Here is a 19,753-nt window from a genome sequence, read left to right as displayed (position 1 = left end):
ACGCAGGCAACTATCTTAGCAGGCGAACAATCGCAAATCACTGACAACGCTTTGCCGCCGGCATCAAGCGGGCAGCCCCCGAGCGGAGGCGCCATCGAAAGGTGTGCGCGCCACCGCGGGGCGACCGGTTGGCGTTACGGTTACAGCCAGTTCCTGCGTTTGAAGTACAGATACGGGGCCAGACCGGCCAGGATCATCAGGCCAATCGCCCCCGGATAGCCAAACGACCACTTCAGTTCCGGCATGAATTCGAAGTTCATGCCGTAACTGGACGCCACCAGCGTTGGCGGCAGGAATACCACCGAGACCACCGAGAAAATCTTGATAATGCGGTTCTGTTCGATATTGATAAAGCCCATCGCCGCCTGCATCAGGAAGTTGACCTTCTGGAACAGCGATTCGTTGTGCGGCAGCAAGGATTCGATATCGCGCAGCACTTCACGCGCCTGCTCCAGCTGGCCGGTTGGCAACCGCGCCTTGCGCACCAGGAAGTTCAGCGCGCGCTGGGTATCCATCAGACACAGGCGCACTTTCCAACCGATGTCTTCCAGCTCTGCCAGCGTCGACAGCGCTGCATCATATTCATCACCCTGATGACCTTCCATGATCACCCGGCTAAGCTTTTCCAGATCGCTGTAGATGTTTTCGATCTCGTCTGCCAACTGTTCGATTTTGGTTTCAAACAGATCCAGCAGCAGCTCGTAAGCGTTGCCGTCAACCATCATCTGGTTGCGAGCGCGCATGCGGTACAGGCGAAACGCCGGCAGTTCCCGTTCGCGCAGGGTATATAAACGGCCGTCGCGGATGGTGAAGGCCACGGTGGAGTTGCCGGCATGGTCTTCGGCATCCTCGAAATAGAAGAAGGAGTGAATGTGCAAACCGTCTTCGTCTTCGAAGAAACGCGCAGAGGCTTCGATGTCATCCAGCTCCGGCCGGGTCGCCAGGCTCTGGCCCAGCTCATTCTGCACGCGGTCGCGCTCGCCTTCTTCCGGTTCGACCAAATCCACCCACAGCGAGGTGGTCAGGTCTTCGGCGTCATCCAGTTCCAGACGGGATAAGCGGCTGTTATCTAATTTGAAAGCGCTTAGCATGTGCCAAAACTCCCTTATGATGGGGGGCAGACAACGCGTTGAAGCACAGAAACCGAGGGGGATAATGGCCCGCTCGTTTCAGACCATGTACAGATCTGACTCAGAGCGACACACAAAGGGGGTCGCCGACAACCACGAAGGCCATCAGCAGAATGGGATAGCCTTAGAAGTTGTACCTGTTGAAATCCAGGTCAATGAGCCAGTATCTACTGGGTGTGTCCAAGGCGAATGTCCTCATTATTAATCGTGCGCGCATGTTACGCCGAGAAGAAAAAGCCTGTCAACACGTTAGACAGGATAATCGCGCAACAATTCACCACGATGACAGGGCGGTGAAAACTGTGGTTCAACCGCAGATAAACGCCGGCGGGAAAGCGGCGCTTATCGCTGGCCGCGGCGAGGGAAATTGCTAAAATCAGCGCCACATTTTGCCTGCGGATTGAACCGATGAAACTGATTACCGTTGCTGATTTGAATGCCATGAGCGAGCAGGCGGCGCAATTGCCGCGCCTGCGCAGCCACCGCACGTTGCATGACGCGTTAGCCGATCCGGTACAGCGGCTGGCCATCGCCATGGAGCCGGGCACCTATATCCGCCCGCACCGCCACCCGCATACCTGGGAACTGCTGATGCCGTTGCGCGGTCGCTTCGTGGTGCTACAGTTCGATAACGGCGGCACGGTGACCCGGCGCACGCTGCTGAGCGGCGAAAACAGAGTATTGGAAATGCCTGCTGGCACCTGGCATGCGGTGCTGTCTCTCGACGCGGGCGGCGTGATTTTTGAAGTCAAACAGGGGCCGTATCAACCGCTGTCGGAGGCGGACTGTATGCCATGGGCGCCGCCCGAAGGCGGCGACGGCGTGGATGAGCTAATGCGTTGGTACGCCAGCGCGCAACTGGGTGAGCACTACACACGCTGACGCCGTCGCGGCCGCCGACCGTCAGTCGGTTTCCAGCTTGGCGTAGGCCGCCACCAGCCATTTGATGCCTTCGCCCTGGAAGGCGATCTGCAAGCGGCTGTGTTCGCCGCTGCCTTCCAGGTTGACGATGGTGCCTTCGCCAAATTTGGGATGACGCACGCGCTGACCCAGTTTGTAGCCGGTGTCGTTTTCAGCGATCGGCGTGCCGATCCGTCGATGGCTGACCGGGCGCGATACGCTGGCGCGCAGGCGAACTTCTTCGATGCACTCCTCCGGGATCTCGCCGATAAAACGCGACGGGCGGTGATACACCTCTTTGCCGTACAGACGGCGGGTTTCGGCGTAGGTCAGCGTCAGCTTTTCCATCGCCCGCGTCAGGCCAACATAGGCCAGGCGACGCTCTTCCTCCAGCCGTCCACCTTCGTCCAGCGACATCTGACTCGGGAACATGCCTTCTTCGACGCCAACGATAAATACCTGTTTGAACTCCAGTCCTTTGGCCGAGTGCAGCGTCATCAATTGCACCGCGTCCTGATACGCATCGGCCTGCCCTTCGCCGGCTTCCAGCGCCGCATGCGACAGAAACGCCTGCAACGGCATCAGATCCTGGTCTTCGTCCTGGTAGCTGAACTGGCGCGTCGCCGTCACCAGTTCCTCAAGGTTTTCAATGCGCGCCTGGCCTTTTTCGCCCTTTTCCTGCTCGTACATGATAAACAGGCCCGAATCGCGGATCACCCGATCGGTCTGCACGTGCAGCGGCATATCGGCAGTTTCATGCGCCAGCGCGTCCACCAGTTCGCTAAAACGCTGCAGGGCAGACGCGGCACGGCCAGCCAGCACCTTGTCCTGCAATAGCGCCCGGGTGGCCTGCCACAGCGTCATCTGCCGATCGCGCGCCGTTTGGCGCACCACGTCCAGCGTGCGGTCACCGATGCCGCGCGTCGGGGTGTTCACCACCCGTTCAAACGCCGCGTCGTCATTGCGATTGGCAATCAGCCGCAGATAGGCCAGCGCATCCTTGATTTCCTGGCGTTCGAAGAAGCGCATGCCGCCGTAAATGCGGTACGGCATGGCGGTCTGCAACAGCGCTTCTTCCAGCACGCGCGATTGGGCGTTGCTGCGGTAGAGAATTGCGCAGTCGTTCAGCGCCCCGCCGTTGTCCTGCCAGCTCTTGATACGGTTGACCACAAAGCGCGCTTCGTCCAGCTCGTTGAACGCGCAGTAGAGGGAAATCGGCTCGCCCTCGGCGCCGTCGGTCCACAGGTTTTTCCCCATGCGTCCGTCGTTGTTGGCGATCAGCGTGTTGGCAGCCTTGAGGATATTGCTGGTGGAACGGTAATTCTGCTCCAGACGGACGGTTTCGGCACCGGGGAAATCCTTCAGGAAGCGCTGGATGTTCTCTACCTGCGCACCGCGCCAGCCATAGATTGACTGATCGTCGTCGCCAACGATCATCACATTGGCGCGATCGCCCGCCAGCAGGCGGATCCAGGCGTACTGGATGCGGTTGGTATCCTGGAATTCGTCCACCAGAATATTGGTGAAGCGCTCGCGGTAATGGTTGAGAATGTGCGGCTTGTTCAGCCACAGTTCATGGGCGCGCAGCAGCAGTTCGGCAAAATCCACCAGCCCGGCGCGATCGCAGGCTTCCTGATAGGCCTGATAGATGCGCAGCCAGGTCGCTTCCACCGGATTGCCGTAGCTTTCAATGTGCTGTGGCCGCAGGCCGTCGTCTTTCTTGCCGTTGATGTACCACATCGCCTGACGCGGCGGCCACTGTTTTTCGTCGATATTCAGCGCGCGCACGATGCGTTTGAGCAGGCGTAGCTGGTCTTCGCTGTCGAGTATCTGGAAATCCTGCGGCAGATTGGCGTCCATGTGGTGGGCGCGCAGCAAGCGGTGCGCCAGGCCGTGGAAGGTGCCAATCCACATACCGCCCTGGCTGGTGCCAATCAGCTGCTCGATACGGTGGCGCATTTCCGCCGCCGCCTTATTGGTGAAGGTCACGGCCATGATCGAATACGGCGAACAGTTCTCTACCGATAGCAGCCAGGCAATGCGATGTACCAGCACCCGGGTTTTTCCGCTGCCCGCGCCTGCCAGCACCAACAGGTTGCTGCGTGGCGCCGCCACGGCTTCGCGTTGTTTATCATTCATGCTGTTGAGCAGATCGGAAACGTCCATAGGCACCATTAATTGGTAAGGGATAGCCGGCGTTACGCCGGTTTCCACTGGGAATTTATACAGAGTTCTGGCAGGGATTATAACAATGCTGTCAGCGATGCCAACTGCGAAATCTCAATATGTGGCAATAGGCGACTGTCAGCCGCCTGCATCAGGTTGCGCTGCCGATCGTTGATCCAGCAGGCCTGCAAGCCCGAGCGCAGCGCACCGGCAACGTCGGTGGTCAGGTCATCACCGACGTGCAAAATTGCCGCTGGCGCAACCTTCAGCCGTTCAGCAGCCAGATGGTACATATCCTGATAGGGCTTGGCGCGGCCATCCGGCCCGGAGCGCAGCACGAAGCTAAAGTAACCGTCCAGCCCGCACAGCGCCGGATCGGCATTGCCATTGGTGATAGCCACCAACGGATAGCGTTCAGCGAGCGCTTGCAGCGTCTGGTGGGTCGATGCCGGTACGTCGATGCGGCTACGCCACAACGCGAAGTTCTGCATTGCCGCGTCGGCGCCCAGTGCGGCTTCGGCATCGCGCAGCCCCTGCCGGGTCAGCGCCAGATGGATCGCACGCCAGCGCCATTGAGTAACGTCGTGGTAAATTTCCGGATCCTGCTCGCGCAGTTCCATGCGCAGACGGTGAAAATCCGCCGACTGGAAGTGGCTCAATCCCGGGTGATAGTCCTGCAAAAAGGCCACCGATTGCTGCTCGGTCTGCTTAATCACCGGGCGATTATCGTATAAGGTATCGTCCAGATCGAAGGTCAACGCCGCCAACTGGCGCAGCGGGCGGTAAAAATGCATCAGGATTTCCCCCGTTTGGCGCGTGGATGTGCCGCATCATACACGTTGGCCAGATGTTGAAAGTCGAGGTGGGTATAGATTTGGGTGGTGGTCAGGTTGGCATGGCCCAGCAATTCCTGCACCGCGCGCAGATCGCCGCTCGACTCCAGCATATGGGTGGCAAACGAGTGGCGCAGCTTGTGCGGATGAATATGGCTACTGACGCCCTGCTTGACGCCCCACTCGGCAAAGCGCTTTTGCACGTTGCGCGGTGAAATACGCTTGCCCTGATTGGACAGAAACATGGCATCGTCGCCCGGTGCGAACAGCTCACGCAGCGCCAGCCAGTGTCCCAGCCAGGTCACCGCCGTGCGGCCAATCGGCAGTTTGCGTTCTTTGCTCCCCTTACCCATTACCCAGACTTCGCCGGCGGCCATATCGACGTGGCGACAATCCAGCCCGACCAGTTCGGACAGACGCAGCCCGGCGCCGTACATCACTTCCAACATGGCGCGATCGCGCACCGCCAGCGGATCGTTTAGATCGATCTCCAACAGTTGGCCCATTTCATCAACGTCGATGTTTTTGGGTAAATGACGGCCGCTACGCGGCGTGCGGATGCCCTTGGCCGGGTTGGCGACTATCTGCCCCTGGCTGACCAGCCAGTCGAGGAAGCTGCGCAGCGCGGAAAGCCGTAACGCCAGACTGGAAGATTGCAGGCCGGCGCGTTTGCTGCGCGCCGCCAGTTGACGTACGGTAGCGGCGTCCAACTGACGCCATTCGCTGACGCCCAGTTCGGCTGCCAGCGCCATTAGCGCCTGTAACTGGCGAGAGTAGCTGATTTGCGTCAGCGGACTGAGCTGACGTTCGACCTTGAGATAACGCAGAAAAGCGTCAACCGGCGGTTGCAGGCTGGCCGCTAGCGGCGGAGTCATGCGCGTTCGATCCAGCGTTCCAGTAGTTCCGGCAACATGCGCGCCAGCTGATTGAGCATCACGGTGCCCATGCCGGCTTGATAATGCTGCGTATCGCGACTGCTGAATATCACCATGCCCAGATCGCCGTTGGCGCCCAGTAGCGACAGGGCCACCGAACCCACCTGCTTGGCCTGTGGCAACAGCAGCAGCAGCTCAGGGCCGTTCAGGCTGCCAAGAAAATGATGTTCATCCCCCAGGCGCTGGATACGCAGCGGTTCAAACGCCGAACGCGACAGGCCCAGGTGGGTGAAGTCCGACGGCGCACCGATGTTCCAGCTGTCGTTGAACAGGCGGATATTGGCCCCAGCCAGACCGAAGCCACGCGCCCAGCGTTGCAGGCGGTTGAGCAGGTCTTGCAGACTGTCGGCGGTCGCCAGATTGGCCTGCAGATGCAACAGACTGCCAAACAGGGTTTCATTGGCGCTGGCCTGCTCCATCAGCAGGGTGATTTCTTCTTCCAGCCGATTGATGTGGTTACGCTGACGCGCCAGGTGCCATTCCACCAGCGACACGGTACCGCGCACCGGATGCGGCACGCGCATCTGCTCCACCTGCCGCGCATTGCGGATAAAGAAATCGGGATTTTGCCGCAGGTACTGCATTACGGCGTCGTCATCAAGCTCAATGGCCTCGACGGCCTGGTCCTCAACGCTTTTCATAAATGAATAAATCCGTCATAAACATGGGTTGCCGGACCGGTCATAAACAGCGGCGTACCCGGCCCTTTCCAACGTATATGCAGGCTGCCACCCGGCAGTTCTACATGTACCTCTTCTGACAGCAATTCCTGTTGAATCCCTACTGCCACGGCGGCACAAGCGCCGCTGCCGCAGGCCTGCGTTTCACCGGCACCGCGCTCGTAAACGCGCAGCTTGATGCGATCGCGACTGACCACCTGCATGAAACCGATATTGGCGCGCTCAGGAAAACGTTCGTGGCTTTCCAGCACCGGGCCAAGCAATTCTACTTTGGCGGTTTTTACATCATCTACCTGCAAAACACAATGTGGATTGCCCATCGATACCACGCCGGCCAACACCGTGTGTTCCGCAGCGCGCATGATGTAGGTTTTTTCCGCCTTGGCGGCGCGAAACGGCACCGTCTGGGGATCAAAATTCGGTTCGCCCATGTTGACGCACACCAGATCGTCGTCGGTCACGCTCAATACCATGCGGCCGGTTTGGGTGCTGACGCGAATATCGCGTTTGTTGGTCAGCCCCTTGAGACGCACGAAGCGGGCAAAACAGCGCGCACCGTTGCCGCACTGCGCCACTTCACTGCCGTCGGCATTAAAAATGCGGTAGTGGAAATCGAGCTCCGGATCGTATGGCGGTTCCACCACCAGTAGCTGGTCAAAACCGATGCCTAAATGCCGATCGGCCAGCCGGCGGATCAGCTCAGGTGAGAAATAGACATTCTGTGTTACGGCATCGACCATCATAAAGTCGTTGCCCAGACCGTGCATTTTGGAGAACTGCATATCATACTCCGCTATCTGGACGCGCTCTGCCCATCATACTGCAAGCCGCCTTGCCGCTAGCCTACGCTCCCTGGCCACATGGCCAGCGCCAGCCTTGCTCACGCCGGTCTGCGACCGATTTGCCACCGCGCCACCGCCGCGCTGCAACTTGCCTTCTTTTGGGTATACACTGTGTGCTAGCGCCCGGCACCGCGCATCGCGTTACTCTGCGCTCATCGACGGTTTTTGCTGTGAACCAGAAAGATCCTGCTGGTTCTTCTGTACGTGATCGCCAGTCGTCACCGGCGGCGTGGCCGGTTTTTGCGTTGCCGGATCGGCCGGTGGGAAGTACAGCGGCCCTTTCAGACCGCAACCGGAAAGCCCGGCGAGCGTCACTGCCAGCAGCGCATAGCGTAGTTGTTTTTTCATTTGCATTAATGCCTGTAATCCATGCATCCAAGCTCTCTATAATCGGTAGATGGATCATGAAAAGCAATAGGAATTGAATATGAACGACAGTGAGTTTCACCAGTTGGCTGACCAACTGATGCTTAATATCGAAGAGACGCTGGATGATTTCGATGGCGATGCCGACATCGATTACGAAACCAACGGCGGCGTGATGACGCTAAGTTTCGAAAACGGCACCAAAATCGTCATCAACCGCCAAGAGCCGTTGCACCAGGTCTGGCTGGCGACCAAGGCCGGCGGTTATCACTTTAACTACCGCGACGGCGACTGGATCTGCGATCGCAGCGGCCAGTCGTTTTATGCGTTGCTGAACGAAGCCGCCAGCACGCAGGCCGGGGAGTCGGTGCGCTTCGCCTGATTGCACTGGCCGTGGGGAACAGGGTGGCGTAAATGCTGCCCTGTTCCCGCGGAGTCAATGCAGTTGATACTGCTGTTTTAGCGGCTGCGGCGCACTGCCATCGGGCACCGTGATGCACAGGCTCGACAGGGTGCTGCTGCGGAAAGGGATCACCTGCGTGCGGTCATCGATCTGCACGATCTGATAGAACTGCGGCAGGTTGAAGTTGATAAAGCTGGAACCGTAGGTAAAGCGATCGTGTGAGGACGAATAGAAGCGGCTAACGTCACGCACCAGCTCCTCTTTGCTGCCTTCACAGTGGTGGTAGACCTCAACCCGATTCGACTCATCCAGAATATAGATGTTGAAGCCTTTATCATCGGTGGTGTCTTCGAAGAAGAACTGGATGATGCCTTCGCTGGCGAAGCCATCGACCACCGGCGGCAGATGCACCTGATCGGTTTCAACCTTGATCGACAGGCCGTGCAGCTTGTTGTTGGAAATCGCGCCATAAAATTCCACCGCGTTTTCCAGTTTTTGCACCGATACGCTTAACCGTTCGAAGAACAGCCCCCAGGTCTGACCGGCAACCCGCACCGCCTTGAAGCGCCCTGGCTCCAGGCGGGTGCTGGAAAGCCGCAGCTCGATGCATTCGGTTACCAACTGCTGAATACGGGTGCGGATCAGGCCACGCAAATGCTGGCTGTAACAGAACACCTCCACCGATTCCGGCGGCGCCGCATCCTGATGCATTTTACCCAGAATGGTTTTCAACGCCTCCAGCACCGACTGCTCACCGCTGAAATGCAGCGTACGCACCTCGTTCCATGAATTGCGGTACAGCAGATCGATACTGCCCACCAGACATTGCTGCTGCTGGCCAAAGCTGAATACGTCAAGCTTGCGGAAATCGAAGTGCACCACCTGATTGCGGAACGCGGCGGTCGGATCGTTTTCCAGATTGACGATAATCGCCAAATGGCGAATTTCGCACGGGCTGTACAGCGCCTTTGGCGTCGGTGCCGGCAGGCGCAGCGGGAAGCTGTGCGAGACGTCGGCCACCAGTTCCTGCAGCTTGGCGGTGTCACAGAGATTGCCGCTTTTGATATGCAGTCGGGTGCGGGAAGTCAGTAAGCCATTGAAGTACGCCCAGGCCACCAGCTTGTTCAGGTAGCGGTTATATTCCAATGGCTGATGGCTGACGATCGAATCCATGGCCGGCGCCTGATTGTACAGGTACCAACCGGTGCGGTTGGCACGGCCAATCGGCACATGAATAAAGGTCAAATCGCTTTCCGACAGGTCCGGAGAAATCTGCGGGTTAACCAGCGTCACCTTGCCCGGCAGCGCTTCAAACGCGGCATACAGCTTGCGAGTCAGCACGCCGATATCCTGCGGGCTGGCGCTGACGCTCAGGTTGTTGCGACGCGCGAAACGAATCAGATTGCGATAGCTCTGCATCATCGCATCAAGCAGTTCGTTGTGTGCTTCACGCACCCGTTCGATCTTCCAGTTGGCGCGGTTATCCAGCATTTCCAGACGGGCGTCATCCCAGCCCCATTCGCTGACCAGCTGGCCGAGTATTTCACGCCGCCAACCGACGCTGGTTTTGGCCTGCGACAGCTTTTCACAGACTTTGAGATAGAAACAGCGGCGTACCAGATCGAGGCGGGTGGTATCGTTGATTTGCGTGAGATAATGCGTAACGCGTTCCAGCATCATGCAATAGGAGTCAAGGCCGAAACAGACGATTTCACCTTGATGCAGCCGCTGCTTGATATGCGTTGCCAGCAGTTGCGTATTGGGATATTCCCAGGAGTAGGCTTCCAGCAACAGCGTTTTCAACACCGCCTTGTACGGCGAGTCGATGCTTTTATACAGTTGCCACAGGCTGGCGCCAAAGTATTCTTCCGCCGACAGGGTGCTCAGGCCGCCCAGATCCAGCCATTCGTTCGGCGTTAATGCCCCCTGGGCATACAGCGACAAAACGTATTCATCGTAATGGGCTTCTTCTTCGCACGGCACCATATTCCATAGAATACGCTTGCCGGCCAGGCGCACCGCGGTGCGATAGAATTCGTCGAGCAACAGGATATGCTGGGTAGAACCGCAGTCTTCGCCGCCCAGGTTGCCGCTTTCATTATGGCGGAATCTGTTTTCATCAATCAGGAAGAAGCTGACTTCCACGCCCATCGATGCCGCCCACTTCTCCAGCAGGCTGCATTTTTGCTGGAGCCGGTTACGCTCTTCATTATCGAGCCAGGACTGGTGGCATACCCAGATGTCGAGATCCGAGCTGCAACTCTGGCCGATCGATGAAGTGCTGCCCATCGAATATACGCCGGTGATCGGCAGTTCACCGCTGACAGGCTTGGCAAACGGGCTGCCCCATTTGTCTTCCAGATCGTTGAGATAATGCTGTTGGCTTTCGTCGGGCGTATACAGACAGATGCCGTGGGGAACGTTACCATTCAGGTAGCCCGGCATCAGTGGGTGATGGTGATGCAATAAAGTAGGCAGCAGACCGTAGACCCGTTGAAAAGCAGGTTTCATTGCCGCCAGGGCACGATCGACACGTAGTTGGTTGATCGCATCCAGTCTTTGTTTCAGTGTCTCGATGTAGAGGTACAAGACGTCTCGCCTGATTATCCCGGTGCTTGGAAAAAAACCCGTATTCCATAAGCGTCGTTAGGTTTAGAAGAATATTTGACAACTTATTGCTGGAAACGTGATCAATTTAACACCTTGCTGATTGACCGTAAAGAAGCTAACGCGACACACTTATTGTAGCGCTTTTCTAAACGATTACCCGCAGTGTCAACTGCCCCTAAATTTCATCCACCTCCCTTTGATTCCGTTGTCCTTTCTTCGCCTGTGGCTTCTTACACTGACAGTTTTCATCCTCGGTGGTAGGATGGACGGCGAAATATTAAAACGGTAACAAGCATGTTAGACAAAATTATTCGAATTGCCACCCGACAAAGCCCACTCGCGCTCTGGCAAGCACATTATGTGCAACAGCGCCTGATGGCAAGTCATCCTGATTTGCAGGTCGAGCTGGTGCCGATGGTCACGCGCGGCGACATCATTCTGGATACGCCACTGGCGAAGGTCGGCGGTAAGGGTCTGTTTGTCAAAGAGCTTGAGCTGGCGCTGCTGGAAGGCAGAGCCGACATCGCCGTGCACTCGATGAAAGACGTGCCGGTGGAGTTTCCCGCCGGGCTCGGCCTGGTGACCATTTGTGAGCGCGACGATCCGCGCGATGCATTTGTATCAAACCGTTTCGCTTCCCTCGATCAACTGCCGCAGGGCAGCGTGGTCGGCACATCCAGCCTGCGCCGCCAATGCCAGTTGCGCCAGCGTCGCCCCGATCTGCTGGTGCGCGATCTGCGCGGCAACGTCGGCACCCGCCTGGCCAAACTGGATAACGGCGATTATGACGCCATCATTCTGGCGGTGGCCGGGCTGAAGCGCCTGGGCCTTGAGCAGCGCATTCGCAGCCCGATGAGCCCGGAAGAATCCCTGCCGGCGGTCGGTCAGGGTGCGGTAGGCATTGAATGCCGGCTTGACGACGCGGTGACCCGCGCCCTGCTGGCCCCGTTGAATCATGAACTCACCGCCACCCGAGTGCGGGCGGAACGCGCCATGAACACCCGGCTGGAAGGCGGGTGCCAGGTGCCAATCGGCAGCTATGCCGAGCTGGACGGCGATACGCTGTGGCTACGCGCACTGGTCGGCGCGCCGGACGGCAGTCTGATGGTGCGCGGCGAACGCCGTGGCCCGGCGGCACAGGCCGAACACATGGGCATCGAGCTGGCGGAAGAACTGCTGGCCAAGGGCGCCCGCGATATTCTGCGTGACGTTTATCAAGGGAATCCCCCGGCATGACGATCCTGGTAACCCGCCCTTCCCCGTTTGGCGAACAGTTGGTGAGCCGCCTGCGCGTACTCGGACGGGTTGCCTATCATGCGCCGCTGATTGACTTCGCCCCCGGTGGCGATCTGCCGATTCTGCCGCAGGCGTTGCAGCAACAGCGCGAGGGCGACCTGGTCTTTGTGCTGTCGCAGCACTCGGTGAACTACGCCAATTCGGTGATGGGGCGTGCCGGGTTGCCTTGGCCGACCAAACCACGCTATTACGCCATTGGTCGTAACACCGCGCTGGCCTTGCACCGCATTACCAGCCTGCCGGTAGAATTCCCGCAAGAGCGCCAGATCAGCGAAACGCTGCTATTATTACCGGCCTTGCAAAAGCTCGACGGCAAGCAGGCGATGATTCTGCGCGGCAATGGCGGCCGTGAACTGTTGGGCGATACATTGCGCGAACGCGGCGCCAACGTCAGCTATTATGAATGTTATCAACGCAGCCCGGTGCATTATGACGGCGCCGAGCAAAGCGCTCACTGGCAACGCGCCGGGGTTGATACGCTGGTCGTCACCAGCGGCGAAATGTTACAACAGCTCTATAATCTGGTTCCTGATTACTATCGCGCGTCGTGGCTACTGCGCTGCCGGCTGATAGTAGTGAGCGAACGCCTGGCGACCCAGGCCCGGGATCTGGGCTGGAGCACCATTCGGGTCGCCGAGAATGCCGATAATGACGCGTTGATTCGCGCGCTGTAGCCTAAACAGTTCGAGTAGCATCGCGGCCGCATGGATGCGGCTTGAAGCAACACAGAAGACAACAATAAACCTGACTATGGGATGTGCCACTATGACGGAACAAAATACCCCATCCGCCCCGGTTGAAGAGCCAGCCCGTGCGGTTGAGAGCCCCCAGCAGCCAGAGGCTGATAGCCGCAAGGGCAAAAATAGCGGCCCACTGCTTGGTGCTATCGCCATCGTGCTGGTAATCGCGCTGGGCGCCGGCGGTTATTACCATACGCACCAGCAGGCACAGGCGCTGATCGCCGCCAACCAGACCCTGCAACAACAGCTGAGCGCACTCAAACAGAGCCAGCAGCAGGAAAAAAACGCGTTGGAAGGTCTGTTGCAGCAGCAGGGAAAAACCCTTGATGCTGCCGACCGCGAACAAAACTCGCTGGCGCGCCAGTTGACCGAATTACAGGAAAAAGTCGCGACCATTTCAGGTAGCGACGCCAAAACCTGGCTGTTGGCGCAGGCCGACTTCCTGGTGAAAATGGCCGGCCGCAAACTGTGGAGCGATCAGGATATCACCACCGCCGCCGCGCTGCTAAAGAGCGCCGACGCCAGCCTGGCAGACATGAACGATCCCAGCCTGCTCGAGGTGCGTCGCGCCATCACTGAAGACGTCAGCACGCTGTCTACCGTTTCACAGGTGGATTTCGACGGCATTATTCTGAAGGTCAATCAGTTGTCCAATCAGGTGGATAACCTGCGCCTGGCGGATAACGACAGTGACGAAGCGCCGATGGATGAAGACAGCACCGAGCTGTCCAGCTCATTGAGCGAATGGCGGCAGAATCTGAGCAAAAGCTGGCATAACTTTATGGCCGACTTTATTACCATTCGCCGCCGTGATACCAGCGCCGAGCCACTGCTGGCACCCAACCAGGATATCTACCTGCGTGAAAATATCCGTTCACGCCTGCTGGTGGCCGCCCAGGCGGTGCCGCGCCATCAGAACGAAACCTATAAACAGTCGCTGGAAACCATCTCCACCTGGGTTCGCGCCTACTTCGACACCACCGACCCGGCGACCAAGGCCTTCCTTGAAGAGCTGGACGCGCTGAGTCAGCAACCGGTGTCCATGGACGTACCACAACAGCTGAAGAGCCAGCCGCTGCTGGAAAAACTGATGCAGAGCCGGGTACGTAATCTGTTGGCGCAAGGTGCTGCCACTCACCAGGAGGGATAAGCCATGTTACGCGTGTTATTCCTGTTCCTGGTGTTGATCGCCAGCGTGGTGGTGGGGCCGATGCTGGCCGGCCATCAAGGCTACGTGCTGATCCAGACCGATAATTACAATATTGAAACCAGCGTCACCGGCCTGGCGATCATGGGGATTTTGCTGTTCGTGGTGCTGTTGGTCATCGAATGGATCCTGCGGCGCATTTTCCGTACCGGCGCGCGCACCCGCGGCTGGTTCCTTGGTCGTAAGCGCAGCCGTGCACGCAAGCAAACCAAAGCCGCGTTGATCAAACTGGCAGAGGGAGATTACAAACAGGTTGAAAAACTGCTGACGCGCAATGCCGATCATGCAGAACAGCCGGTAGTAAACTACCTGCTGGCGGCCGAAGCGGCGCAGCAACGCGGTGACGATTTCCGTACCAACCAATACCTGGAGCGCGCGGCCGAAGCGGCGGATACCGACCAACTGCCGGTAGACATCACGCGGGTGCGTATTCAGCTGGCGCAGGGCGAAGCGCATGCCGCACGCCACGGCGTCGATCGCCTGCTGAACCAGGCGCCGCGTCATCCGGAAGTGCTGCGGCTGGCGGAGCAGGCCTACCTGCGTACCGGCGGCTATGCGTCACTGCTGGAAATACTGCCGTCGATGAGCAAAATCAATCTGCATAGCGAAGAACAATTGCAGGCGTTGCAGCAACAGGCTTATATCGGCCTGATGAATCAGGCGATGGCGGATGAAGGCAGCGAAGGCCTGAAGCGTTGGTGGAAAGACCAAAGCCGCAAGACCCGCCACGAGGTGCCGTTGCAGATAGCGATGGTGGAACACCTGATCGAATGCAACGATCATGACATGGCGCAGGAGATCGTCATCGATAGCCTGAAGCGTCAGTATGACGAGCGTTTGGTGCTGCTGATCCCACGCATCAAGTCTGGTAATGCGCAACAGTTGGAAAAGGCGCTGCGTCAGCAGATCAAACAACATGGTGCAACGCCGCTGCTGAACAGCACCCTGGGTCAGCTGTTGATAAAGCATGGCGAATGGCAGCAGGCCAGCGACGCGTTCCGCGAAGCGCTGAAGCAACGGCCGGACGCTTACGATTACGCCTGGCTGGCAGACGTGCTGGAGAAACTCCACCGCTCGGAAGAAGCCGCCCAGATGCGCCGCGAAGGGCTGATGCTCACGCTCAAGCAGAACGGCGAGTAAGCCACAACGGTTGATTCACAAGGCGTGACCTCTGGTCACGCTTTTTTTTCGCCGTGGTCTGGGGCTGCGAATCATTTACCATCGTGATACGTGAGAGACGTAGCCAATAAATAGGCGGCGTGAAGGATGCAGAAAAAAAAACACTTGCCGTAACGACAAGTGTATAAAGAAGCAATCAGGTCTTGGACAACAGGGGTGGTGCCTCACTCAACGTTATGCCCGCAGTGTGATGTCCGCATCGCAAGCGATGTATTCATCGTTCTGGTGGGCAATAGGCACCCTAAATCGGCTCTGCGTCATTCCCAGGGTTTATGAGGCCATGTGGCGAACATAAGAGGTGGAATGAGCATCTACGCTATAGGTATTGCACTTGGCGTGCCAACTTCGCATTATTGCTCCGCCAAGCCGATAAAATCGCCATTAATCGTTTGAATGGAAAAGGATTTTATTCTTCCCTTCCGTTTCCGCCGGCGTTTGACCCGCCTACCCCGCCGTTTCGCCGCCGATGCCAACTGTCGCCTAAAAACGACGACTTAAGGTAAAGTTATTTTATACCTTAATTTTCAGCAGGTTATATGTCTCTTACTGGCGACAATCATCCCGTCGGCTGTCGCAGATTACCGACATCCGACGGCTGTATCACCTGCTGTTGCAACCAGCTGCGCTGTAACTGCTGCAGTTGCTCGCCGAGCAACGACCACAATGCCTGTTCGCAATGGGATAACACCGCCTCCTGGCGCCGTATCAAAGCGATGGTGCGCACCATACGCGGCTCCACCAGCGGCAAGCATACCAATCCCCACTCACCGCACAGCTCAATGGCCAGACGTGGCATCACCACCACGCTTCCGCCACAGCGTAACAACCCCAGGATTGATGATAAATGTTCGACTTCATCGAACCATGGCGCACTGATGCCGCAGGCATGCAGCACTTCGTCAATTTGCCGGCGATTGGCGCTGCTCTGGCGTAACCCCACCAATGGCCAGCCCAATGCCGAAATAAGCGGTAATTCATGCCAGGTCACCTGAGAGCGGCTACGCCAGGGATGTTGCTGCGGCACCATAACGACGTAAGGATCGGCCAGCAGCGCTTCGGCATAGAGATCGTTACTGCGGTGACATAGCGTCGTCAGGCCAAACGCGACGTTGCCCGCCAACACCTGCTGCTGTACCCGCAGGCCAGTGTCATCATGCAATTCGATACGCATATTGGGGTAGCGCTGGCGGAAGAGCCTCAGCGCCTGGGGAAATAAGGCAAACGCGGCGCTGCTGATACACGACACCGCCAGTTTGCCGCCGTATCCCTGCGCTTGCCATGCCACCTGCTGAGTACAGTTATCCAACGCCTGCAACAAGGGCAATGCTTCTTGCTGCAAGCTATGTCCGGCACTGGTCAACAGTACCGAACGGGTGGTACGCGCAAACAGCGGCGCCTCCAGCTCGGCTTCCAGACTGGCAATGCGCCGGCTAAGTGCCGAAGGCGACAACGACAGGCTACACGCCGCCTGTTGGAAACTGCCATATCGCGCGACCTCGAGAAAAGCGCGTAGCTGATGGATATCGTAATTTTTGTGTTTCATGCATCAATGGTGCGAAATTTTGCGATTTTAAACAAAAATAACTCCATCTACATTGGATGCACAACCGTTTATTTTTTATCCAGTGCACAAGGAGTTGCCATGCCTGTCATCACCTTCCATCTTTCGCCAAGCTGGTACCAGCAACACCCCGTCGACAGTCACTCTCGCTTGCAGCAGGCGTGTCGCGACCTGTGCGTTGAGCTGCTCGACGCCGAAACCGACAAGGTACAGATCCAAATGCTGCTCGCTTGCCAACCATTACTCGGCAGTCCGCTGTACGCCGAGGTGAAATACCGTCAGCAACCGCATCGCGACCAGGCGCTGATGGCGACCTTCATGCAGGAACTGGAACGGATCATCGATCGGCATTACCACCTGGCGACTCCGAGAATCCGCTGCTTTCCACTGGCCAATAACGCGCTTTATGCCAAAAACTGATCGGGAGAGAAAAGATGGATCTGAAAGAAATCCGCAGCTTCTTCGTCGGCGGAAACGACATCAGGTTGCGTAACCAACCGCGACGCCGACAACGATTGGCACAAGGTGCCGCCGAGCGTGAAATCGACATGAATGGTGACATCGTCAGCGGCCAAATGTATGTGCAGGCATTTATACAAAACCACCCCTGCTCCAGTATCCCGATTTTGCTATGGCATGGTGGAGGAATGACCGGTGCCAATTGGGAAAGCACGCCAGATGGCCGCCCTGGCTGGCTACAGTGGCTATTGCAACAGGGATGGAACCTGTATCTCTGCGACGCGGTCGAACGCGGCCGCTCCGGCTGGAGCCCAGTGCCAGAAGTCTGGCCGCAGCCGCCGCTGTTCCGTACCAAAAATGAGGCCTGGCAGATGTTCCGCATTGGCCCCAGCGACGGTTATCACCAGGATCCGCAACAGCGCCAGGCATTCGGCGATAGTCGTTTTCCGCTGCACGTCTTTGATTATTTTGCCTGCCAATGGGTACCGCGCTGGAGCGGTCACGAAGCCATTACGCTGTCGGCCTATCATGCCCTGCTGGATAGCATCGGCGGCCCCTGTATCATCATCGGCCACAGTCAAGGCGGTGGTTTTGCACTGCAGATGGCCGTTCAACGCCCGCAGAGCGTGCTGGCGGTGGTGGCATTGGAACCTTCCGGTGCGCCGCAGTGCGCTGACTTGAACCACGCGATTCCCCCGCACCTGGTGCTGTGGGGCGATCATTTCGATCAACATGCCGTGTGGCAAGACTATCGCAGCACGGTGGCGAACCATTTAGCCAAGTTGCGCCGCCGTGGTATTCGGGTTGATGAAATCGACCTGCCACAACGCGGTATCCACGGTAACTCACACTTCCTGATGCTGGACAATAATGCGCAACAACTCCTGACGGAAGTCACAACCTGGCTGCTTACGCTCTAACGCCGCCGGCAGAACCATCGCGAGAATAATAATGATAAGAGGGATTAATCATGATCGGCATCATCGCCGTATGTACCGTACTGCTTTGCGTCATCCTGTTGATGAGCGGGCGTGTTTCACCGGTCGTCACCCTGATCCTGGTGCCGATCATCGCTGCAATGCTCGCCGGTTTTCCCATCGGGCAAATCCAGGGGTTCATTAGCAAGGGGATCGTGACACTGGCACCGGTGGTCGCGCTGTTCATCTGCGCTATCCTGTATTTCAGCATCATGAACGCACAAGGGCTGTTTACCCCGCTGGTGGAGAAGTTACTGCAGTTGGCGGGCAATAGCCCGACACGCATTATGATGATCAACGTTCTGGTCACCGCACTGGCGCATCTGGACGGCGCCGGCGCGACCACCTATCTGATTACCATCACCGCTTTTCTGCCGGTTTACCAACGGCTTGGCCTAAATCTACTGCATTTGACACTGCTGACCGGCTGCACCGCCGGCATCATGAATATGGTGCCGTGGACCGCGCCGGTGCTGCGTGCCGCAAGCGTGGTCAATATCGACCCCATCACACTCTGGCAACCCCTGTGGCCAGTTCAGCTGTTTGGCCTGGGTTGTTGTCTGGTAATGGCATGGATATTGAGCAAAACGCCGCGTGTTAAGCCGGTTGTCACACCGGGACTGACCACAGAAAACGCAGGCGTGCCCAATACCGCGCCACCGCGCTGGCGCTATTGGAGCAATGCGCTGCTGACGCTGGTCATGATTGTTTTACTATTGGCCAGCGGCCTGCCAAGCCTGTTCATTTTCCTGATCGCCCTGGCATTGGCGTTAGCAATCAACTATCCCGATGCGAAAACGCAGCTGCTGAGTATTCGTCAGAATGCCGGTGAAGCATTGTTGCTGGCGACCGTTTTATTTAGCGCAGCGGTGTTTCTTGGTGTGCTGACCCACAGCGGCATGCTCGAACAGGTGACCAATCAGGCAATCGCCCTATTGCCGGAAACGCTGTCCCGCTACCTTTACCTGTTGCTTGGCGTGTTCGCCTTGCCGCTGGGAATGATGTTCGGTGCGGATCCCTGGTATTTCGGTATTCTGCCGGTGGTAATGTCGATCGGCGAGGCGCACGGTATCGATCCCGCCTTTGCCGCCCGAGCCATGATGCTGGGAGAAAACGTCGGTTTCTCCATCAGCCCGATGGTCGGCAGCGCCTGGCTACTGGCCAGTCTAAGCGGCATCGATCTTGGCAGGCATATCCGCCATTCACTGCTGGCTATCTGGTGCGTAGCATTACTGATGTTGGCGATGGCGGTATTGATTGGCGCTGTCGGTCTACCGCAGTGACCCAACGGCCAACGCCGCTACCGGGCTTGGTTCAAGATAAACTACAGACGAAAAAAACCTGCTTTAAAAAGCAGGTTTTTCGAATGATGGTTGGCGAGAGAGGATTACGCGCATCTGCGATGCTTGCCCTACGGGCCGTTGCTAAAGCAACGTGGTCTCGCTGCGCTCGGCTCAAACCTCCTTCGG

The 19,753-nt window shown here is 57.8% G+C and carries 20 protein-coding genes and 1 other RNA gene; 9 read left to right on the top strand and 12 right to left on the bottom strand.

Going from position 1 to position 19,753, the window contains the following annotated elements; all coding sequences use genetic code 11:
* Positions 1–140 precede the first annotated feature (140 nt).
* The 3 genes from corA to ACCC84_RS19920 all read right to left on the bottom strand — a co-directional run bounded on the left by corA (position 141) and on the right by ACCC84_RS19920 (position 1,516).
* Entirely contained in the window at positions 141–1,091 is a 951-nt protein-coding gene (gene corA, locus ACCC84_RS19930; protein WP_004957399.1) for a magnesium/cobalt transporter CorA, read from the bottom strand.
* A gap of 163 nt (positions 1,092–1,254) precedes the next feature.
* Positions 1,255–1,329, bottom strand: coding sequence for a YsgD/CorL family protein (gene ysgD / locus ACCC84_RS19925; RefSeq protein ID WP_371902215.1), 75 nt, complete (start codon positions 1,327–1,329; stop codon positions 1,255–1,257).
* Between the two features lie 19 nt (positions 1,330–1,348).
* Positions 1,349–1,516: a hypothetical protein gene (locus tag ACCC84_RS19920; protein ID WP_371902193.1), complete on the bottom strand. Its 168-nt coding sequence runs from the start codon at positions 1,514–1,516 to the stop codon at positions 1,349–1,351.
* Between the two features lie 22 nt (positions 1,517–1,538).
* On the opposite strand from ACCC84_RS19920, the gene ACCC84_RS19915 reads away from it, so the two are divergent.
* A complete protein-coding gene (locus ACCC84_RS19915; RefSeq protein ID WP_004957393.1) occupies positions 1,539–2,012 on the top strand; it encodes a WbuC family cupin fold metalloprotein in 474 nt (157 codons plus the stop codon).
* Positions 2,013–2,033: 21 nt separating this feature from the next.
* Here ACCC84_RS19915 and uvrD read toward each other — a convergent pair whose 3' ends face one another.
* The 6 genes from uvrD to lptM all read right to left on the bottom strand — a co-directional run bounded on the left by uvrD (position 2,034) and on the right by lptM (position 7,834).
* Complete coding sequence (uvrD, locus tag ACCC84_RS19910) at positions 2,034–4,196, bottom strand: DNA helicase II (RefSeq protein WP_198773607.1); 2,163 nt, start codon at positions 4,194–4,196, stop codon at positions 2,034–2,036.
* A gap of 77 nt (positions 4,197–4,273) precedes the next feature.
* Positions 4,274–4,990, bottom strand: coding sequence for a 5-amino-6-(5-phospho-D-ribitylamino)uracil phosphatase YigB (gene yigB / locus ACCC84_RS19905; RefSeq protein WP_004957389.1), 717 nt, complete (start codon positions 4,988–4,990; stop codon positions 4,274–4,276).
* Positions 4,990–5,904: a tyrosine recombinase XerC gene (gene xerC, locus ACCC84_RS19900; protein WP_198773606.1), complete on the bottom strand. Its 915-nt coding sequence runs from the start codon at positions 5,902–5,904 to the stop codon at positions 4,990–4,992. The genes yigB and xerC overlap by 1 nt, the downstream gene beginning before the upstream one ends.
* Complete coding sequence (locus ACCC84_RS19895) at positions 5,901–6,605, bottom strand: DUF484 domain-containing protein (protein WP_004957385.1); 705 nt, start codon at positions 6,603–6,605, stop codon at positions 5,901–5,903. Before ACCC84_RS19895 ends, xerC begins: the two co-directional genes overlap by 4 nt.
* Complete coding sequence (dapF, locus tag ACCC84_RS19890) at positions 6,602–7,426, bottom strand: diaminopimelate epimerase (RefSeq protein ID WP_004957382.1); 825 nt, start codon at positions 7,424–7,426, stop codon at positions 6,602–6,604. The genes ACCC84_RS19895 and dapF overlap by 4 nt, the downstream gene beginning before the upstream one ends.
* 201 nt (positions 7,427–7,627) lie before the next feature.
* Entirely contained in the window at positions 7,628–7,834 is a 207-nt protein-coding gene (lptM, locus tag ACCC84_RS19885) for an LPS translocon maturation chaperone LptM (protein ID WP_310648681.1), read from the bottom strand.
* A 79-nt stretch (positions 7,835–7,913) separates the two neighbouring features.
* Here lptM and cyaY point away from each other — a divergent pair, with 79 nt between their 5' ends.
* Entirely contained in the window at positions 7,914–8,234 is a 321-nt protein-coding gene (gene cyaY, locus ACCC84_RS19880) for an iron donor protein CyaY (RefSeq protein ID WP_004957367.1), read from the top strand.
* 54 nt (positions 8,235–8,288) lie between these two features.
* Here cyaY and ACCC84_RS19875 read toward each other — a convergent pair whose 3' ends face one another.
* Positions 8,289–10,844, bottom strand: a complete 2,556-nt coding sequence (locus ACCC84_RS19875; RefSeq protein ID WP_004957365.1) for a class I adenylate cyclase — start codon at positions 10,842–10,844, stop codon at positions 8,289–8,291.
* 315 nt (positions 10,845–11,159) lie between these two features.
* Here ACCC84_RS19875 and hemC point away from each other — a divergent pair, with 315 nt between their 5' ends.
* The 4 genes from hemC to hemY all read left to right on the top strand — a co-directional run bounded on the left by hemC (position 11,160) and on the right by hemY (position 15,248).
* Positions 11,160–12,101 carry a hydroxymethylbilane synthase gene (gene hemC, locus ACCC84_RS19870; RefSeq protein WP_004957362.1) on the top strand — a complete coding sequence of 314 codons (942 nt, stop codon included), beginning with the start codon at positions 11,160–11,162 and terminating at the stop codon, positions 12,099–12,101.
* Positions 12,098–12,835 carry a uroporphyrinogen-III synthase gene (hemD, locus tag ACCC84_RS19865; protein WP_004957359.1) on the top strand — a complete coding sequence of 246 codons (738 nt, stop codon included), beginning with the start codon at positions 12,098–12,100 and terminating at the stop codon, positions 12,833–12,835. Before hemC ends, hemD begins: the two co-directional genes overlap by 4 nt.
* Before the next feature lie 91 nt (positions 12,836–12,926).
* Positions 12,927–14,051, top strand: a complete 1,125-nt coding sequence (gene hemX, locus ACCC84_RS19860) for a uroporphyrinogen-III C-methyltransferase (protein WP_039991525.1) — start codon at positions 12,927–12,929, stop codon at positions 14,049–14,051.
* Positions 14,052–14,054: 3 nt separating this feature from the next.
* A complete protein-coding gene (gene hemY, locus ACCC84_RS19855; RefSeq protein WP_004957355.1) occupies positions 14,055–15,248 on the top strand; it encodes a protoheme IX biogenesis protein HemY in 1,194 nt (397 codons plus the stop codon).
* 595 nt (positions 15,249–15,843) lie between these two features.
* On the opposite strand, the gene ACCC84_RS19850 is transcribed toward hemY, so the two are convergent.
* On the bottom strand, positions 15,844–16,830 hold the full coding sequence (locus ACCC84_RS19850; RefSeq protein WP_371902192.1) for a LysR family transcriptional regulator: 987 nt from the start codon (positions 16,828–16,830) through the stop codon (positions 15,844–15,846).
* Positions 16,831–16,929: 99 nt separating this feature from the next.
* Between ACCC84_RS19850 and ACCC84_RS19845 the strand changes: the two genes are divergently transcribed.
* From ACCC84_RS19845 to ACCC84_RS19835, 3 genes are read left to right on the top strand one after another with little or no spacing between them, the layout of a single operon-like run.
* Entirely contained in the window at positions 16,930–17,268 is a 339-nt protein-coding gene (locus ACCC84_RS19845) for a hypothetical protein (protein WP_039991523.1), read from the top strand.
* Positions 17,269–17,282: 14 nt separating this feature from the next.
* Entirely contained in the window at positions 17,283–18,227 is a 945-nt protein-coding gene (locus tag ACCC84_RS19840; RefSeq protein WP_004957349.1) for an alpha/beta hydrolase, read from the top strand.
* Between the two features lie 50 nt (positions 18,228–18,277).
* Positions 18,278–19,567 carry a CitMHS family transporter gene (locus ACCC84_RS19835; RefSeq protein WP_004957347.1) on the top strand — a complete coding sequence of 430 codons (1,290 nt, stop codon included), beginning with the start codon at positions 18,278–18,280 and terminating at the stop codon, positions 19,565–19,567.
* 87 nt (positions 19,568–19,654) lie between these two features.
* Here ACCC84_RS19835 and ACCC84_RS19830 read toward each other — a convergent pair.
* Positions 19,655–19,753, bottom strand: a non-coding RNA gene (locus tag ACCC84_RS19830) — RtT sRNA; the annotation flags it as partial.

It is taken from the genome of Serratia odorifera, assembly GCF_041448735.1.
GTDB lineage: Bacteria > Pseudomonadota > Gammaproteobacteria > Enterobacterales > Enterobacteriaceae > Serratia_F > Serratia_F odorifera.
The sequence above is the reverse complement of the archived record's forward strand: the minus strand, read 5'-3'. Positions and strand labels throughout refer to the sequence as shown.

Bases quoted from the DNA above. Each gene is read 5' to 3' on its own strand.
- corA (WP_004957399.1), bottom strand. From the start codon at position 1,091: ATGCTAAGCGCTTTCAAATTAGATAACAGCCGCTTATCCCGTCTGGAA.
- ACCC84_RS19915 (WP_004957393.1), top strand. From the start codon at position 1,539: ATGAAACTGATTACCGTTGCTGATTTGAATGCCATGAGCGAGCAGGCG.
- uvrD (WP_198773607.1), bottom strand. From the start codon at position 4,196: ATGGACGTTTCCGATCTGCTCAACAGCATGAATGATAAACAACGCGAA.
- yigB (WP_004957389.1), bottom strand. From the start codon at position 4,990: ATGCATTTTTACCGCCCGCTGCGCCAGTTGGCGGCGTTGACCTTCGAT.
- xerC (WP_198773606.1), bottom strand. From the start codon at position 5,904: ATGACTCCGCCGCTAGCGGCCAGCCTGCAACCGCCGGTTGACGCTTTT.
- ACCC84_RS19895 (WP_004957385.1), bottom strand. From the start codon at position 6,605: ATGAAAAGCGTTGAGGACCAGGCCGTCGAGGCCATTGAGCTTGATGAC.
- dapF (WP_004957382.1), bottom strand. From the start codon at position 7,426: ATGCAGTTCTCCAAAATGCACGGTCTGGGCAACGACTTTATGATGGTC.
- lptM (WP_310648681.1), bottom strand. From the start codon at position 7,834: ATGAAAAAACAACTACGCTATGCGCTGCTGGCAGTGACGCTCGCCGGG.
- cyaY (WP_004957367.1), top strand. From the start codon at position 7,914: ATGAACGACAGTGAGTTTCACCAGTTGGCTGACCAACTGATGCTTAAT.
- hemC (WP_004957362.1), top strand. From the start codon at position 11,160: ATGTTAGACAAAATTATTCGAATTGCCACCCGACAAAGCCCACTCGCG.
- hemD (WP_004957359.1), top strand. From the start codon at position 12,098: ATGACGATCCTGGTAACCCGCCCTTCCCCGTTTGGCGAACAGTTGGTG.
- hemX (WP_039991525.1), top strand. From the start codon at position 12,927: ATGACGGAACAAAATACCCCATCCGCCCCGGTTGAAGAGCCAGCCCGT.
- hemY (WP_004957355.1), top strand. From the start codon at position 14,055: ATGTTACGCGTGTTATTCCTGTTCCTGGTGTTGATCGCCAGCGTGGTG.
- ACCC84_RS19850 (WP_371902192.1), bottom strand. From the start codon at position 16,830: ATGAAACACAAAAATTACGATATCCATCAGCTACGCGCTTTTCTCGAG.
- ACCC84_RS19845 (WP_039991523.1), top strand. From the start codon at position 16,930: ATGCCTGTCATCACCTTCCATCTTTCGCCAAGCTGGTACCAGCAACAC.
- ACCC84_RS19840 (WP_004957349.1), top strand. From the start codon at position 17,283: ATGGATCTGAAAGAAATCCGCAGCTTCTTCGTCGGCGGAAACGACATC.
- ACCC84_RS19835 (WP_004957347.1), top strand. From the start codon at position 18,278: ATGATCGGCATCATCGCCGTATGTACCGTACTGCTTTGCGTCATCCTG.